Raw genomic sequence first — 17107 nt, 5'->3', positions numbered from 1 at the left:
GGTGAGAGTGCGCTAGTTCTTAAAAACCAATATGACTACTTTGATTTATTCTTACTTTTAATTCGGATAAATCGTTTTAGTCGTATGTTTTGCATAAGTAGTAATATTCCACTTAGGCAAAAAAGTACGCTGGTTGCTGCAAAACTAATAAGCAGCGGATTATTAAAATCCTCTCGCTCATCGTAATCCATAATATGTAACATCCAAAAAAAGTCGAAAATTCGCCATAGTGTGCTGCGAACGGTGACAACTCTGCCGTTATTTTCTGACAAGTACAGTGTTGTGTTAAATGTGTCGTCAAATTGTACCTGCCAAACATTGGTTTTATATCCAACTTCTCGCATACCTTGCTTTAGCAATATAGCGCTTGTTACTTGAGCATCAATAAGTAAGTGTGCTTTAGCATTTGCGGTAATTTGTATTTTAGTTGGCGGCTCAAAAGGCCGGCCTGTTATACCGTTAAAGCTTTGCTGTTCATCTTTATTTATAACTGTAATTATAGGTGTGGTTAAAAAGTTCTCAAAAATTATTTGTGTTGGATTAACCACCTGAGATGCAATATCGTTAAGGGAGGCAACATAATCAGCCTGCGTAAATGGGTTATTAAGAGTACGTGTTGCAAGATGCTCCCCATGAACTTTATCAAGAGGAATAGCGCTCATGACTAAACCGCCTAACAGCCAAGCTAAAATTTGTAATGTGAGCAAATAACCGAGCCATTTATGTAACTTGCGAGCATACTTAAATATTTTTTTATTCATGTTTTAGTCTTATTATTTTTAGAGGCTAGTTTATTACATTAATGGGATTAGTTACTGCGACATTTTGTCGCAGTTTAAACTATAGCTTACTGTAATCATTTAAAAATAAAAAAGATTACACTTAAATTGCTAACATGACTTATTTGTTTAATTGAGCTGAGTGTTTGATATCCAGCTAGCTTTAAACGCTAAAAAATACTTAAAAGCTGCGAAATATCTATATAAAGTGGTTAATAGAGCATAGTTGATTTGGTATAACGGTAAAACTGCGTTAAAGTTTGCAATGAAATTATTAGAGGATAAATACGAAACGATGTCGGAAATTCAATTTTTAAATGTAGATCTTGAGCTTGAATCAAAGCAAGATATTAGTTTGCTAGTGGCAGACTTGAAAAAAGTCGCGACGATTTTACATTATGACAAAGACGAATACCGTCAATTAGCGCGTATTGAAGCAACAGGTGTAGTAAACACGCCTGACAAAGCAATAAACCATATATGTGAGCTTATTGAATCGTGTTCGCGTAACGCGCTAAAGCAATGGTTAAGCTGTTCACGTAGAACGTTTGATATTGGTTTTGAATCAGGCACTTCCCCTAAGTGCTTTAATCAAGCCTTAGATGCAGATACATTACTACGTATATCTGCGATTGGTGCGGGTATGGAAATTACAATTTACCCAATCGAAAAGTAACTATCTTCGCTCTACGACTGCTGCGGTCATTTTTGATACGCAGCACAGCTCATTGCGGCTATTTGTAATTTTTATTTCCCACACTGAACTACGTTTGCCAATATGAAACGCTCTTGCCGTTGCTGTTAAAGTGCCGCTGCGAGATGCTTTTAAATGACTTGCGCTAATTTCCTGCCCCACGCAGTAAAATTTTGTAAAATCGACAACAAAGTTAGCTGCATAGCTGGCAACTGTTTCGGCAAGTACAACGTTAGCACCGCCGTGAACCATTCCCATTGGGTTATGATGCTCAGGAATTGCCGGCATAGTGGCTACTAAGTAATCATCACCAATTTCAGTGACTTCTATTCCCATGGTTTTCATTAATGTTCCTTGGCCATCAATGCCTTGTTCTAACTGCTTGCACAGCTCTAAAGTGATGGGCTGGTACCAAATACTCATAATGACTCCTTTGCTTTTTTAATCATTTATAAATCTAGCTTTAGTTATATCCCTAAAATGTACACAAGTGAAATTACTTTGGCTATTTTAAGGCTTAATTTAAATTTGCGATTTTTATTTAACTGTATATACTCACAGTTAAATGTACTGTATGGAAAACCAGTTGTATGCGACCATTAACGAACCGCCAAGCTCAAATACTCGAACTAATTAAAGTTTTTATTAAAGACACTGGTATGCCTCCTACACGTGCTGAAATAGCGCAAACATTAGGTTTTAAAAGTGCCAATGCTGCTGAAGAACATTTAAAAGCACTTGCTAAAAAAGGCGCAATTAAAATGAAACCAGGTGCAAGCCGTGGTATTCAGTTAATTGAAGAAGAAGAGCCAGAACAATTAGGTTTACCGCTTATAGGGCGTGTTGCTGCTGGTTCACCTATTTTGGCGCAAGAGCACGTTGAAAGTCACTGCAAAATCGATCCATTAATGTTTAAACCGGCTGCAGATTTTTTACTACGCGTTAACGGTATGAGCATGAAAGATATTGGTATTATGGATGGTGATTTACTTGCTGTACATCGTACTCAAACCGCTGAAAACGGGCAAGTTGTTGTTGCCCGCCTAGACGAAGACGTAACTGTAAAACGTCTTGAGAAAGCGGGTCGTAAAGTATTACTTCATGCTGAAAACGACGATTTTGAATCTATTGAAGTAGATCTTGAGAATGAGTCTTTTAATATTGAAGGCTTAGCCGTTGGCGTTATAAGAAACGCTGATTGGATGTGACTTTAAAAATAGCTTTTAAACAAGCAGTTTTATAAATGCGTACTAATTAGTACGCATTTTTTGTTTTAAATTCGCACTAAAAATAGGGCATAAATAGCTCACTGACAATTTAAGCTGTAAACTTTTTTGCACTTATATTTTCCCCCTTCGAATGCGTTAAACCCCTTTGTTTTGCTCATCTTTTGAACTTACTGTTACCTAGTTGGTTACTGATTTTTTATTAATTACTCAATATCACCTGATTGTTTTTTATACTAAAACTTGCTTGTTGTTCATTTTTTAGCTAATTATTAATGTGCTGAGCTAATAATAACTCACAGCTTTTTAGTTTTGAGAACACACAATATACACAAACCCGTTGTTGGCGCAGCAAAACCAATCAATATTAAATGAGATTGACTAAAAAAATAAAAATAACGAATTGGCGTTTAAGCCGTATGCCTCTTCGCTTTGCATTCGCAATAGCATCAAAGGAGCCGTCACATGGGTAAACTGACCTCTACCTTGTGGCTTATATTATGTGTTTTTTCGCACCCAGTTTTGGCTAACAGCCAATACAATATGCGCAAAGGCGTAACCGATATAAGCAATAATGTATATCAGCTGCACATGACCATATTTATAATATGTTGTGTGATTGGGGTGATAGTGTTCGCAATTATGTTTTGGGCACTTATTCATCACCGTAAATCTAAAGGGGCTGTACCTGCCCAATTTCACGAAAGCACTAAAGTAGAAATACTTTGGACTGCAATCCCGTTTGTTATTTTAATTGCTATGGCAGTACCAGCCACTAAAACCCTAATTGCAATGGAAGATGCCAGCAAAGCTGATCTCACTATTAAAATTACAGGCTCGCAATGGAAATGGCATTATGAATATATGGGTGAAGATGTAGAGTTCTACTCTATTTTATCTACCCCGCAAGATGAAATAGCGAATCTTGCAGATAAAAATCCTAACTACTTACTTGAGGTTGATAAACCTCTCGTACTGCCAATAAATCAAAAAGTACGATTTTTAATGACTTCTGACGATGTTATTCACTCTTGGTGGGTACCTGATTTTGCAGTTAAAAAAGATGCGAATCCCGGCTTTATAAACGAAACATGGACGAACATAAACGAAGAAGGTACTTACCGAGGCCAATGTGCTGAGTTGTGTGGTAAAGATCATGGCTTTATGCCCGTTGTGGTGGTCGCTAAATCTGAGGCTGATTTTAAAACGTGGCTTGCAGATGCAAAGCAAGCTAAACAAAAAGCAGCATTAGCAGATGCCGCATTACTTGATAAAACCCTCCCAAAAGAAGAATTAATGACTTTAGGCGAACAAGTATATATGGCCAATTGTGCTGCATGTCATCAGCCTACTGGCATGGGGTTACCGGGTGTATTTCCTGCACTTAAAGGCAGCCCTATAGTGCTTGGCGATATAAAAGATCACATTGATGTAGTTATCCATGGGCGACCCGGTACGGCAATGCAAGCATTTGCCAAACAGTTATCTATAAAGCAATTAGCAGCGGTTATTACTTATAAACGTAATGCGTGGGGTAATGATACGGGTGATGTTATTCAACCGAGTCAAATACAGGCAGCACTTGATGCCAAAGTGGAGGCGAACTAATGAGTCGCATAGTAGAACAACCTAACGCCAATGAAGCTCATCATGCTCATCACCCAGCTAAAGGTTTTAAACGCTGGCTTTACACAACTAATCATAAAGATATAGGTAGTTTATATTTAATTTTTTCGCTGACCATGTTCTTAATTGGTGGTGGAATGGCCATGGTGATCAGAGCTGAATTATTTCAACCAGGTTTACAGTTGGTCGATCCTCACTTTTTTAATCAAATGACCACAGTGCATGGTTTAATTATGGTGTTTGGTGCGGTTATGCCGGCCTTTACAGGCCTTGCTAACTGGATGATACCACTCATGATTGGCGCGCCAGATATGGCATTGCCAAGAATGAATAACTGGAGCTTTTGGATTTTACCGTTTGCGTTTTTAATCCTATTGGCATCGTTATTTATGCCTGGTGGGGGTCCTGCATTTGGTTGGACTTTTTATGCACCACTGTCTACAACATACAGTAATGATAATACTGCATTGTTTGTATTTGCCGTACATATTATGGGGATTAGTTCAATAATGGGCGCAATCAATGTGATTGTAACCATAGTGAACTTACGTGCCCCAGGCATGACATGGATGAAGTTGCCCTTATTTGTATGGACGTGGTTAATTACTGCCTTTTTATTAATAGCGGTAATGCCAGTGCTTGCAGGAGCTGTCACTATGGTACTTACCGATAAGTATTTTGCGACCAGCTTTTTTGATGCCGCAGGCGGTGGCGACCCGGTGATGTTCCAACACATTTTTTGGTTTTTTGGTCATCCCGAAGTATACATAATGATTCTTCCTGCCTTTGGCATTATATCTACAATAGTACCTACCTTTTCTCGTAAAAAACTTTTTGGCTATGCCTCAATGGTATACGCCACATCCTCCATAGCACTATTGAGCTTTATTGTATGGGCTCATCATATGTTTACCACTGGGATGCCGGTCGCTGGCGAGTTGTTTTTTATGTACGCGACCATGCTTATATCGGTACCTACAGGAGTAAAAGTATTTAATTGGGTTGCCACAATGTGGAAAGGCTCAATAACTTTTGAAGTGCCAATGCTTTTTAGTATTGCGTTTATTGTGCTGTTTACCTTAGGTGGCTTTTCGGGTTTGATGCTGGCAATTACACCTGCTGACTTTCAGTACCACGATACTTATTTTGTAGTGGCGCATTTTCATTATGTATTAGTAACAGGGGCTGTGTTTTCGATAATGGCAGGTGCTTATTATTGGCTACCCAAATGGACAGGCAACATGTTTAATATCACGCTAGCTAAATGGCATTTTTGGCTATCGCTGGTGAGTGTGAACGTACTGTTTTTTCCTATGCATTTTGTAGGGCTTGCCGGTATGCCGCGTCGAATTCCCGATTATGCACTTCAATTTGCCGACTTTAACGCAATCATAAGTATTGGTGGATTTGCCTTTGGTTTATCGCAATTGTTGTTTGTAGCTGTGGTAATTAAATGCGCGCGTGGCGGTGATAAAGTGCTTGCAAAAGTATGGGAAGGGGCAGAAGGGCTTGAGTGGGAAGTTGACTCTCCAGCGCCATATCATACTTTTTCTACGCCGCCGGTAATTAAGTAATGACACACGCACCGCTACTCAAACGTTTGGTACTTATTTGCATAGGCATGTTTGCCTTTGCCTTTGCTTTAGTACCTTTGTATGACGTGTTTTGTGATGTAACAGGGCTTAATGGAAAACCTTCGCTTGAGCAAGCAGAGCAAAGTACACAAATAGTACAAAACCGAGAAGTCGGCGTTAGCTTTACTACTCACGCACAAAGTGGTGCACCGTTTGAAGTTAAATCAAAAGAATACAGTGTAGTGGTAAAACCCGGTGCAATGCGTGAAGTAATGTTTAGTGCTAAAAATAACAGCAACCTAGATAAAGTAATGCAGGCTGTACCATCAGTCTCGCCAGGTAAAGCGGCAAAGTATTTACACAAAATAGCCTGTTTTTGCTTTGATCAGCAACCTCTAAAAGCAGGGGAAGAACTTGAATTTAAATTACTTTTTTATGTTGATACCGCACTGCCAAGCGATATTGAAGAATTAACTTTATCTTATACCGTATTTGATATTAGTGAACAGCTGGTGGCAAGTAATAACTAGCTTTTTAAACTAGTGTGAAACTAGGAGTAAATGAAATGAATCAAGAATATGAGCATTATTACGTACCAGAACAAAGCCCATGGCCTATTGTAGGTGCTGTTGCATTGTTTTTTATTGCAGTAGGGGCAGGCTTGACTGTTATGAGTGTAGGTAAAGAAGGTGGTAGCGGGGTTTATCTGCTTTACGCCGGTATTGCTGTACTTGTGTATATGTTGTTTAGCTGGTTTAAAAATGTAATTAGTGAGTCGGACCAAGGTTTGTACTCAGCACAAATGGATCGCTCTTTTAGACAAGGTATGAGCTGGTTTATTTTTTCTGAAGTTATGTTTTTTATGGCCTTTTTTGGTGCGCTTTTTTATGCACGCGTATTGTCGGTACCTTGGCTTGGAGGCGCAGGCAATAATGCAATGACTAACGAGGTTTTATGGCCTACTTTTGAAGCCGTTTGGCCGCTAGTTTCAACACCTGCTGGCGAAACTACTCAAGCTATGGGCTGGCAAGGCTTACCGCTTATAAATACCTTAATACTGCTTACTTCCTCAGTGACTTTACATTTTGCCCACGTAGCGATGGAAAACAATAAACGCACTCCACTTAAAGTTTTTTTAGGCGCTACTATTTTATTGGGCGTTTGCTTTTTAGGGCTGCAAGTTGAGGAGTACATGCATGCATATAATGACCTTAATCTAACGCTAGATGCGGGCATTTACGGTAATACGTTCTTTTTATTGACTGGTTTTCATGGCATGCATGTAACGCTAGGAACCGTACTTTTATTTGTAATATTTTTACGGATATTAAAAGGGCACTTTACTAAAGATAAGCACTTTGCTTTTCAAGCAGCTGCTTGGTATTGGCACTTTGTTGATGTGGTGTGGCTGTGTTTGTTTGTATTTGTATATGTGCTGTAGCGTTTATTGGCGAATTATTTGCTTTAATAAAACCAAGTTTAAGCGCTGCAATAACAACAACTAAAACAACGACCGAAAACAATACGCGACGACCTAAAAAGTGAGACATAGGTCGTCCCCCTGTTTTCCCTGACACCATAATAAACAATGCTCTAAATAAGTTAAAAAGTATAAATATTAACAACAGTACGATAATAATTTTAATAATCACTGAGTTGACCCTTTATGCAGTTAGTTTTATGGCACAAACAAAAGCTTAGTTCACTAATCACACTTTGTATGGTTGTGGTTGTTGTACTTGTGTGTGTGCGATTAGGATTTTGGCAGTTGGAGCGAGGTGAGCAAAAACAGCAGCAACTAACCGCTATTGCTAAGCAACAGAATCGGGGTGTGATGAGTTGGTCTCAATTACTTAACCTGCCTGATAGCTGGAACAAAACAGGTGTATTGGTTGAGTTAAAAGGGCGGTTTGTACAAAGCCAATATTGGCTTTTAGATAATCAAGTTTATAACGGGCAAGTAGGGTACGATTTACTTGCTTTACTAAAGCCAGACAGCGGAGAAAAAGTGATTTTAGTTAATTTAGGATGGGTAAAAGCGCCTATATCTAGAGATACACTGCCAAAGGTTACTCTGCCTACAGGTGTTTTTATTCTTAAAGCGCAAATAAAAGAAAATAACTTAAGTAGCTTTACGCTTGAAGATAAAACTACAAATAATGACTTACCTACAAGAATCCAATCTATCGACTTGAATATGCTGAGCACTCAAAGCCAGCAATCATTAATTAATTTTATGGCTTACAGACAAGGTACTGGTGATGAGATTGCAACACCTCATTATGAGGCAGTTGTTATGAGCCCTCAAAAGCATAATGCCTACGCTGTGCAATGGTTTTTAATTGCTGTTGCATGTGCTGTTGTGGCTATTTTTGCGAGTAAAAAAAGGACACTTAATGAAAAATAATCCCCTTGTGTTGTTTGTGGGCTGCTGCGCTATCCCATTAATTTTGGCATATGGCGCATTAAAGTTTGATTGGTTGCCTACTGCAATTACTAATAATGGCGAGTTTTTAAGCCAAGAAATAAAACTTAAAAATTGGCCGCAAAATAATCCCAAGCAATGGACTATCGCACTTAATTATTCAAACGAATGTAACACCCCATGCCGCGAACAGCTCAATGCACTTAATAATTTATATGTGGCACTTGGCAAAAACCAAGGCAAGGTTGATATGGCTGTAATGGGAAGTCCCGACAATAAAAACCTACCATGGAAAATTATTACCGAGCAACAGAGTTTAAATCCTGCAAGTTTGTATTTAATTGATCATATGGGGTTAGTGGTACTTGAATATCCCTTTAAGGTCGAGCCACAAGAAAATCGTTTAGTACAAAAAGGGTTATTAAAAGATCTAAAAAAATTACTTAACTATTCTCGTTCTAGCTAACTAAGTTGAGCTTAAGTTGGAGTATCTGATGTATAAAAATTATAAAAACTTAGTATTAATAACAGGATTACTCGCTTTGATTGTAGTTGCTTTAGGTGCGTACACCCGCTTAAGTGATGCAGGTTTAGGGTGCCCCGATTGGCCTGGTTGTTATGGCTTTTTAACGGTACCTAAGCATGAGGCTGACATAGCCTTAGCAACTCAAAGCTACCCCGATATGATGTTCGAAACCGCAAAAGCGTGGAAAGAAATGATTCATCGCTACTTTGCAGGTGCTTTAGGCTTACTTATTTTAGGTTTATTTGTGTTGGCTTTTTTAAAACGCCAATATCCAACTACGCCAGTTAAATTGCCTTTGGCTTTACTTCTACTAGTGGTGTTTCAGGCTGCCCTTGGTATGTGGACAGTAACCATGAACCTTCAGCCGCTTATTGTAATGGGCCACTTATTAGGTGGCTTTAGTATTTTGTCACTTATAACGCTTTTATATTTACGGCTAACCGCAAAACCTATTATGGGTGGCGATAGCGGCGCAAAACGCTATTTCGGTTTAAGTTTAGTAGCGCTCAGTGTATTAATTATCCAAATTGCACTTGGTGGTTGGCTGGCTGCAAATTACGCCGCTCCACATTGTAGTGGTTTGCCATTGTGTAATTACGCACAACCGTTTTCATTGAGTAGCGTATTTCAATTACCACTTGAGCACAGTAATTATGAGTTTGGTGTGTTATCGCAGCAAGCGCGTATGTCTATTCATTTATTACATCGCATTTGGGCACTCGTTACTGGCATTGTTCTGGCGTTAATTATGTGGAAAATATACAGCCAAGCGTACTCTAAAAAAATTAAAAATTGCGTTGTGAGTGTATTACTTGTTCTGCTTTGCCAAATTAGCTTAGGACTTATTTTAGTACATTGGCATATTCCGTTGGGAGTTGCACTGGCGCATAACTTGATGGCAGCCATACTGTTATTAAGCATGGTTAGGTTGTGTTATTACCTAAAATCACGCACATAAAGGGGAAATATGATGGCACTTATAATTGATAAAAAAATACTGCTACCCGTTAATACTCAATCGCTAATTTCGCGTACACATAGTTTGCTGCAAGACTACTTAGCAATTAGTAAATTTAAAGTGGTAGCTATGCTGGTGCTAACAGCTTGGGTTGGTTTAGCGCTGGCTCCCGATGTAGGGCGCGGTATGGTCGTACAGTTTATTAGCTTGTTAGGTATAGGGCTACTTTCTGCTGCTGCAGCGGTTATTAATCATGTGGTTGATAGCGAGATAGACTCAAAAATGGCGCGGACTCGTCATCGCCCTGTGGCTAAAGGGCGTTTAAGTAAAACACATGCGCTTAGTTTTGCAGCTGTTATTGGGGTTGCTGGTTTTATTATGCTGATGGTGTGGGCTAATACCTTAACCGCTATATTAACGTTATTTGCATTGGTAGGTTATGCATTTGTTTATACATCATTTTTAAAGCGTGCAACGCCGCAAAATATTGTTATAGGTGGGTTGGCTGGCGCAATGCCTCCATTATTAGGTTGGGTGTCAGAAACAAACCAAATGGCAGCAGCCCCTTGGTTACTCGTAATGATAATATTTACCTGGACCCCACCACACTTTTGGGCGCTGGCTATAGCACGAAAAAGTGATTATGAACGCGCTAAAATCCCTATGTTACCAGTAACCCATGGTATCGATTTTTGTAAAACGTGCGTCGTTGCTTACTCTGTTTTACTCGCTGTTGTTTGCGTATTACCTTATTTAATCGGTATGTCTGGATTAATCTATTTGATAGGTGCATGTGTATTAAATGCCGTGTTTATATATAAGGCGGTCAATTTAAAAATTGCTGGAAATGATGAGACTGCAATGGACTTATTTCGTTTTTCGATTATTCATTTAATGGTACTCTTTGTAATCTTATTTATAGATAAATGGCTCCCTTTATGAAGCAGTTATGGCTTGGATTAATTGTTATTTTAGTTTCGTTTTTATCAGCATGTTCAAATGAAAATAGTCCACCAGATGTAGATGCATTAGTTTACGAAAATGCAAAGCCACTGTCTGATTTTACGCTAAACGATCAGCGCGGCGAATTAGTGACTAAGCAACAATTTTTAGGACAGTGGAATTTAGTATTTTTAGGCTACACAAGCTGCCCAGATATTTGTCCATTAACACTTGCTAAGTTAAATGCTGTTTATAAAAACTTACAAGCAGATTATCCGCTACAAGTTTGGTTTTTATCGGTTGATCCAAAACGCGATACACCAGCTAAACGAAAGCAATATATAGATTACTTTAACCCAGACTTTTTAGCTGTGTCGGGAGAGCATAAACACCTTTTTCCTGTTGTTCGAGAGCTTGGTTTAATTTACGCCATTAGCGATAGTAGTGAATCAGAATATGCTGTTGATCATAGTGCCTCGGTCGCTATGGTTGATCAAAATGGAGCCGTTAGAGCTATTTTTAAACCAGAATTTAAACAAGGTAGTGTGCCATTAATTAATGCGACGACTTTAACGCAAGAGTTTAAAAAAATAGCTGATTACTATAAAAACTAGTTTTTTACTTTTTACCAATTTTAAAGGAGCTTTAGGCTCCTTTTTTTGTATTTTAACGACAGGTTAAATTTAATTAAGCATTTTATGGCAATTTTAATAACTAGGGCTAAGCTTTTGTTATGAATTGAATTGACAGGGAATGCACTTACTAAATGCTAAAACTTCCGAGCGAACTTGCTATTACGCAAGTTGAAACACTACATCAAGACTTACTACACGAACTCAATAGCAACGATGATATCTGTCTTGATATTAACGATGTGATTTCTGCTGATACTGCCTCAATTCAACTTTTATGCGCCTTACAAAAACACCTACTTACTATACAGCACAAAATAATATGGGTAGGCAGTAGCGAGGCCTTAACGCATACAATTAATAAACTTGGCTTAAGCCAATACTTAACAACCGAAAGTAAAAGTTAGGGGTATATATGAAAAGAATTTTAGCGGTTGATGATTCAGCATCGATGCGTCAAATGGTGAGCTTTACATTAAAAACTGCCGGGTTTGATGTAACCGAAGCTAAGGATGGCAGTGAAGCTCTCGCTATTGCCAAGCAACAAGACTTTGATGCCGTGATCTCAGATGTAAACATGCCAATAATGGATGGAATTACATTAATACGAGAGCTGCGTACTTTACCGAGTTATAAATTTACACCACTACTGATGCTTACTACAGAGTCGGGCTTAGAAAAAAAAATAGAGGGTAAAGCTGCTGGTGCAACAGGTTGGATTGTAAAACCATTTAATCCCGATCAGCTACTAGCGGTAATTAAAAAAGTTATTCGCTAAGGAGCGCAGTGTGAGTATAGATTTAAGTCAATTTTTTGAAGTTTTCTTTGAAGAGAGTTTTGAAGGCCTAGATACCATGGAGGCTGAGCTATTAAACTTAGTGCCAGGTGAGGAAGATTTAGAAACTATCAACACTATTTTTAGAGCTGCTCACTCAATAAAAGGAGGCAGTGGCACTTTTGGCTTTAGCTCCGTTGCTGACTTTACTCATGTACTTGAAACACTACTGGATCAAATTCGCCAAGGTGAACGAGAGCTTAGTACCGAGCATGTTAATTTATTACTCAAAGCTGTGGATTGCTTGCGCGCTTTACTTGCTGCACTTCAAGGTGAGCAAGAGCCAGATTTAACTGAGGCAGATTTGTTAAAAGTACAATTTGAACATGTACTTGGAATGAAAAACGAAACACAAGAAAATAAACCTCAAAGCTTTGGCGAGCAAACAAGTAGTAACACCTATCAAATAGACTTTAAACCCCATCATCATTTATTTAAAACAGGAAACGAGCCACTGTATATGATCAGTGAGCTTGAAGAGCTAGGTGAGTTAGAAGCCACAGTATTTTACGATGAAGTTCCAGAAATTACAGATTTGAGCAGTGATGAATGCTTTTTACATTGGCGCTTTTTTTTAGATACTAGCCATGATGAAAAAGCCATAAAAGAAGTATTTGAATGGGTAGAAGACGATGCCGACATAAAAATTGAATTATGCGGAGGCTTATTTGGCAATGATGAGCAAATACTACCTAATCAAGGTGAGATATCTAAAGCTGTTGAGCTTGAAACATCCGATTTAATAAAAGTAGCTGAGCTACCTAGTAAGCCAAAGCAACCCGCTGCTAATAAAGATAAAAAACCTGCAAGTACACCAGAGTCTACCTCCATTCGAGTTGGTATTGATAAAGTTGATTCGTTAATAAACATGGTTGGCGAACTTGTTATTACACAAGCGATGCTAAATCAACTCAGCGAACAAGAAATCACACCAGCCACAATTACTTTACTACAGGAAGGCCTAGCGCAACTTGCCCATAATACGCGTGATTTACAAGAAAATGTGATGCGCATTCGTATGCTGCCAATAAACTTTGTATTTAGTCGTTTTCCTCGATTAGTGCGAGATATAGCGCAAAAACTAAATAAGCAGGTTGAGCTAAAGTTGATTGGAGAGCAAACCGAGCTTGATAAAACAGTAATGGAAAAAATATCCGATCCTATGGTGCATTTAGTGAGGAACTCACTTGATCATGGATTAGAGACTGTTGAGCAAAGACTGGCGGCAGGTAAAGATCCCGTTGGCACAGTAACCTTAAATGCATTTCATCAGGGTGGAAACATTGTTATTGAAATAATGGATGATGGGCAGGGGTTAAATACAAAAAAAATAAAAGAAAAAGCCATCACTAACGAATTAATCTCAGCTGATAATCATCTCAGTGACGATGAAATAAATGAGCTTATTTTTATGCCCGGCTTTTCGACAGTGGATGAGGTAAGTGACTTATCTGGTCGTGGAGTTGGGATGGATGTAGTTAAGCGAAATATTCAATCATTAAATGGCTCAGTGGAAGTAACCTCAGCGCCCGGTGTTGGTTCTACGTTTACTATTAGATTACCACTTACTCTCGCTATTTTAGATGGGCAATTAGTTAAGGTGGCTCAGCATACTTATATTATCCCGCTCATTTCTATTGTGGAGTCACTGCAAATTGATATTGCTAAAGTGAGTCGAGTGGGTAAAAACCTTGATGTATTGAGACTTCGGGACGAATACATTCCTATTTTAAGGCTCTACGATATTTTTAATCATAAAAATGCCATTGAATCACTCGATAAAACGCTGCTTGTTGTTGTAGAAACAGATAACCAAAAGGTGGGTTTATTAGTTGATGATTTACTGTCTCAACAACAGGTTGTTATTAAAAGTTTAGAGGCTAACTATCATAAAGTTGATGGCGTATCGGGAGCCACTATCTTAGGCGATGGGCGTGTATCGCTGATTGTGGACATTAGCGGCTTAATAAAGCTCTCAGGTTTAAAAAAACCAGGTAGCCAAGAACTAACTATTGAAACGCAAGCCACTTTGGAGGCGTTATGAGCTCAGAGCAAAGCCAGTTAAGTAATCAATTAAATCTTCAGCAACAGCAAGGTGTAAAACAGTTTTTAACTTTTATTATGGCTGATGAAGAATACGGCGTTGATATTTTAACAGTACAAGAAATTCGCAGTTGGGAAGAAATTACAGTACTGCCCAATGCGCCTGAATTTGTAAAAGGCGTTATTAATTTACGTGGAACAATAGTGCCAATTATTGATTTACGGTTGCGCTTTGGATTACCAAGTGTCGACTATGGGCCATTAACGGTGGTTATCGTTGTTAAAATAGAATTTGAACTAGGTAGTAAAATTATAGGTGTTGCTGTTGATGCCGTTTCTGATGTTTACAGTATTGCGGAGCAAGATGCGAAAGCGGTTCCTAGTTTATCTGAGTCGAATAATTGTGAATATGTAGCTGGGTTGGTGAATGTTGGTGAAAAAATGGTAGCGCTAATTGACCTGCAAAAAACAATGAATATTTAGCAAATAGAAACTAAATGAATAATAAACTTAAAGGTGGTGATGAGCATGGGATGGTTTAGTAATCCAAAGCAGTCAAAATCAAGTAATGATTTAATTGTAGACGCATTGAATAAATCATTAGCGGTGATTGAGTTTGAACCTAACGGAAAAATAATTACTGCAAATATGAATTTTCTAAACGCGATGGGCTATCGTCTTGAAGAGGTTCAAGGCCAGCATCACTCTATGTTTGTTGACCCAGATGAAGCTCAGGGCAACGATTATAAGAACTTTTGGCAACGCCTGCGTAATGGCGAGTTTATCTCAGATGAGTTTAAGCGTAATGCAAAAGGTGGAACTGAGGTATGGATCCAAGCAACTTATAACCCAATTGTTGATGAGCAAGGGCAAGTATTAAAAGTAGTTAAGTTTGCCACCGACGTGACCGAGCAAAAGTTAATAGCAGCAGAAGCTTCAGGGCAAATTAGTGCTATAAGTAAATCTCAAGCGGTTATCGAGTTTAATTTAGATGGCACTATTATTGATGCCAATGATAACTTTTTAAATGCACTTGGTTATCAACTTAGCGAGATTAAAGGTCAGCACCATAGGCTTTTTATTGAACCCGAACATGCAAATAGTATCGAATATAAAGAGTTTTGGGCCAAACTAGGTCGCGGTGAATTTGATTCAGGGGAATATTTAAGAATAGGGAAGCAGGGTCAGGAGGTTTGGATTCAAGCATCTTATAACCCAATTTATGATATGAACGGCAAGCCGTTTAAAGTGATTAAATACGCATCTGATATTACTGAACAAAAAGAGCTTGAAAAAGCATCTCGTAAAGCAGCCGATTTAGCAAATGCGCTTAAAGTTTGCCAAGCGAACGTAATGATTGCTGATGAAGACCTTAATATAGTATTTGTGAACGATCGTGTTCAGCAAATGCTAAAAGTCCGCGAAAAAGAATTACAAACTGTATTACCAAGCTTTTCTGTTGATAATTTAATTGGCACCTGTGTTGATGATTTTCATAAGCACCCTAATCATCAGCGCGATTTATTAAAAAATCTCGATAAGCCTCATAAAGCCGAATTACTTTTAGCGGGTGTCACTTTCACCTTGATTGCTTCACCTTGGATTAGCCAAGATGGAAAGCATTTAGGCACCATTGTTGAGTGGGAAGATAGGACCAATGAGGTTGCGCTTGAAAAAGAAATAGCCGAACTTATTAGCGCTGCAGGTAATGGCGAATTAGATACAAGAGTCGCGGAAGAAGGCAAGGAAGGATTCTTTTTACGTTTGGCTCAAGGGCTAAATAGCTTAGTTAAAATAGTTGATGATGCAGTTGCTGACACGGGCAGTATGCTCGATGCGATGGCAAATGGTGATTTATCAAAACGAGTTGAAAAAGAATATAAAGGCTCATTTGATAAACTCAAACGCGATGCTAATGCTACGGCAGATAAGTTAACGGAAGTGATTAATCGCATTAATTCATCGGCAACGCTTGTAGCCAGTGGTGCAGAGGAAATCTCTCAAGGTAATGCTGATTTAAGCCAACGTACAGAAGAGCAAGCCTCGTCACTTGAAGAAACAGCGTCGAGCATGGAAGAGATGACTAGCACCGTTCGCCAAAATGCTGATAACGCAAAAGTGGCAAACGATTTAGCAGAAGAAACATGCGAAAAGGCGATTCAAGGTGGTGAGGTTGTAAATAGAGCAGTTACGAGCATGTCGGCAATTAATGAGTCGAGCAAGAAAATTGCAGATATTATTGGTGTCATTGACGAAATAGCATTTCAAACTAACTTATTAGCGCTTAATGCTGCAGTAGAGGCTGCAAGGGCTGGTGAACAAGGTCGAGGCTTTGCGGTTGTTGCAGGTGAAGTGCGTAATTTAGCACAGCGCTCTGCAGGCGCAGCGAAAGAAATTAAAGAGTTAATAAGAGATAGTGTAGGCAAAGTAGCTGATGGCTCTCAATTAGTTAATGAGTCGGGCGCTACACTTAAAGAGATTGTTGTATCGGTACAAAGAGTGACGCAAATGATTTCTGATATTACAGAGGCATCTGAAGAACAAAGTGCGGGTATTGAACAAGTTAATACCGCCATCTCACAAATGGACGAAATGACGCAACAAAATGCCGCCTTAGTAGAGCAAGCCTCTGCCGCTGGCGAGTCTATGGCTGAGCAAGCTAATGAGATGCGCCAACTACTCAACTTTTTCTCAATAGGTCAGCAAGAGATGGCGATGATTTCGCCGACTATGCGCACACCTAAATTATCTCATAAGTCGCAAAGCAGTTTTGTAAGTAATAAACCCAGAGGCGATAACTTTGTAGACTCTGCTGATGAATGGGAAGAATTTTAACAACCAATCTTC

General features: G+C 38.8%; 19 protein-coding genes. 16 read left to right on the top strand and 3 right to left on the bottom strand.

Annotated features, from left to right (window positions below):
* Positions 1-35 precede the first annotated feature (35 nt).
* On the bottom strand, positions 36-761 hold the full coding sequence (locus I6F47_RS18230; RefSeq protein WP_197184310.1) for a hypothetical protein: 726 nt from the start codon (positions 759-761) through the stop codon (positions 36-38).
* 313 nt (positions 762-1074) lie between these two features.
* Between I6F47_RS18230 and I6F47_RS18225 the strand changes: the two genes are divergently transcribed.
* Positions 1075-1455: a hypothetical protein gene (locus tag I6F47_RS18225; protein WP_008138697.1), complete on the top strand. Its 381-nt coding sequence runs from the start codon at positions 1075-1077 to the stop codon at positions 1453-1455.
* On the opposite strand, the gene I6F47_RS18220 is transcribed toward I6F47_RS18225, so the two are convergent.
* Complete coding sequence (locus I6F47_RS18220) at positions 1456-1896, bottom strand: PaaI family thioesterase (RefSeq protein ID WP_197184309.1); 441 nt, start codon at positions 1894-1896, stop codon at positions 1456-1458.
* Positions 1897-2063: 167 nt separating this feature from the next.
* On the opposite strand from I6F47_RS18220, the gene lexA reads away from it, so the two are divergent.
* The 5 genes from lexA to I6F47_RS18195 all read left to right on the top strand — a co-directional run bounded on the left by lexA (position 2064) and on the right by I6F47_RS18195 (position 7340).
* Positions 2064-2681 carry a transcriptional repressor LexA gene (gene lexA, locus I6F47_RS18215; RefSeq protein ID WP_007584941.1) on the top strand — a complete coding sequence of 206 codons (618 nt, stop codon included), beginning with the start codon at positions 2064-2066 and terminating at the stop codon, positions 2679-2681.
* Between the two features lie 483 nt (positions 2682-3164).
* On the top strand, positions 3165-4307 hold the full coding sequence (coxB, locus tag I6F47_RS18210; protein ID WP_024594300.1) for a cytochrome c oxidase subunit II: 1143 nt from the start codon (positions 3165-3167) through the stop codon (positions 4305-4307).
* Complete coding sequence (ctaD, locus tag I6F47_RS18205) at positions 4307-5899, top strand: cytochrome c oxidase subunit I (RefSeq protein WP_197184308.1); 1593 nt, start codon at positions 4307-4309, stop codon at positions 5897-5899. The genes coxB and ctaD overlap by 1 nt, the downstream gene beginning before the upstream one ends.
* Positions 5899-6429: a cytochrome c oxidase assembly protein gene (locus I6F47_RS18200; RefSeq protein WP_002959612.1), complete on the top strand. Its 531-nt coding sequence runs from the start codon at positions 5899-5901 to the stop codon at positions 6427-6429. Before ctaD ends, I6F47_RS18200 begins: the two co-directional genes overlap by 1 nt.
* Positions 6430-6464: 35 nt before the next feature.
* Positions 6465-7340, top strand: coding sequence for a cytochrome c oxidase subunit 3 (locus I6F47_RS18195; protein WP_002959610.1), 876 nt, complete (start codon positions 6465-6467; stop codon positions 7338-7340).
* On the opposite strand, the gene I6F47_RS20730 is transcribed toward I6F47_RS18195, so the two are convergent.
* Positions 7243-7551 carry a DUF2909 family protein gene (locus tag I6F47_RS20730; protein WP_076915320.1) on the bottom strand — a complete coding sequence of 103 codons (309 nt, stop codon included), beginning with the start codon at positions 7549-7551 and terminating at the stop codon, positions 7243-7245. The genes I6F47_RS18195 and I6F47_RS20730 overlap by 98 nt on opposite strands.
* A gap of 14 nt (positions 7552-7565) precedes the next feature.
* Here I6F47_RS20730 and I6F47_RS18185 point away from each other — a divergent pair, with 14 nt between their 5' ends.
* The 10 genes from I6F47_RS18185 to I6F47_RS18140 all read left to right on the top strand — a co-directional run bounded on the left by I6F47_RS18185 (position 7566) and on the right by I6F47_RS18140 (position 17095).
* Positions 7566-8306, top strand: coding sequence for an SURF1 family protein (locus I6F47_RS18185; protein ID WP_197184307.1), 741 nt, complete (start codon positions 7566-7568; stop codon positions 8304-8306).
* Positions 8296-8790, top strand: a complete 495-nt coding sequence (locus I6F47_RS18180; RefSeq protein WP_101216094.1) for a transmembrane cytochrome oxidase associated protein — start codon at positions 8296-8298, stop codon at positions 8788-8790. The genes I6F47_RS18185 and I6F47_RS18180 overlap by 11 nt, the downstream gene beginning before the upstream one ends.
* A gap of 28 nt (positions 8791-8818) precedes the next feature.
* On the top strand, positions 8819-9808 hold the full coding sequence (locus tag I6F47_RS18175; protein ID WP_197184306.1) for a COX15/CtaA family protein: 990 nt from the start codon (positions 8819-8821) through the stop codon (positions 9806-9808).
* 12 nt (positions 9809-9820) lie between these two features.
* A complete protein-coding gene (gene cyoE, locus I6F47_RS18170; protein ID WP_002959598.1) occupies positions 9821-10750 on the top strand; it encodes a heme o synthase in 930 nt (309 codons plus the stop codon).
* Positions 10747-11364: an SCO family protein gene (locus tag I6F47_RS18165; RefSeq protein WP_007584954.1), complete on the top strand. Its 618-nt coding sequence runs from the start codon at positions 10747-10749 to the stop codon at positions 11362-11364. The genes cyoE and I6F47_RS18165 overlap by 4 nt, the downstream gene beginning before the upstream one ends.
* A gap of 152 nt (positions 11365-11516) precedes the next feature.
* On the top strand, positions 11517-11789 hold the full coding sequence (locus tag I6F47_RS18160) for an STAS domain-containing protein (RefSeq protein WP_002959595.1): 273 nt from the start codon (positions 11517-11519) through the stop codon (positions 11787-11789).
* 8 nt (positions 11790-11797) lie between these two features.
* The gene (locus I6F47_RS18155; protein WP_007584956.1) at positions 11798-12160 is read left to right on the top strand and encodes a response regulator; all 363 of its coding nucleotides are present in this window, start codon (positions 11798-11800) and stop codon (positions 12158-12160) included.
* A gap of 10 nt (positions 12161-12170) precedes the next feature.
* The gene (locus tag I6F47_RS18150) at positions 12171-14261 is read left to right on the top strand and encodes a chemotaxis protein CheA (protein WP_197184305.1); all 2091 of its coding nucleotides are present in this window, start codon (positions 12171-12173) and stop codon (positions 14259-14261) included.
* On the top strand, positions 14258-14743 hold the full coding sequence (locus tag I6F47_RS18145; RefSeq protein WP_007584959.1) for a chemotaxis protein CheW: 486 nt from the start codon (positions 14258-14260) through the stop codon (positions 14741-14743). Before I6F47_RS18150 ends, I6F47_RS18145 begins: the two co-directional genes overlap by 4 nt.
* Before the next feature lie 45 nt (positions 14744-14788).
* On the top strand, positions 14789-17095 hold the full coding sequence (locus I6F47_RS18140) for a methyl-accepting chemotaxis protein (RefSeq protein WP_007584960.1): 2307 nt from the start codon (positions 14789-14791) through the stop codon (positions 17093-17095).
* Positions 17096-17107 lie beyond the last annotated feature (12 nt).

It is taken from the genome of Pseudoalteromonas sp. NZS37, assembly GCF_015864265.1.
Lineage (GTDB): Bacteria > Pseudomonadota > Gammaproteobacteria > Enterobacterales > Alteromonadaceae > Pseudoalteromonas > Pseudoalteromonas arctica.
This window is presented reverse-complemented; position numbering and strand designations above follow the sequence as displayed.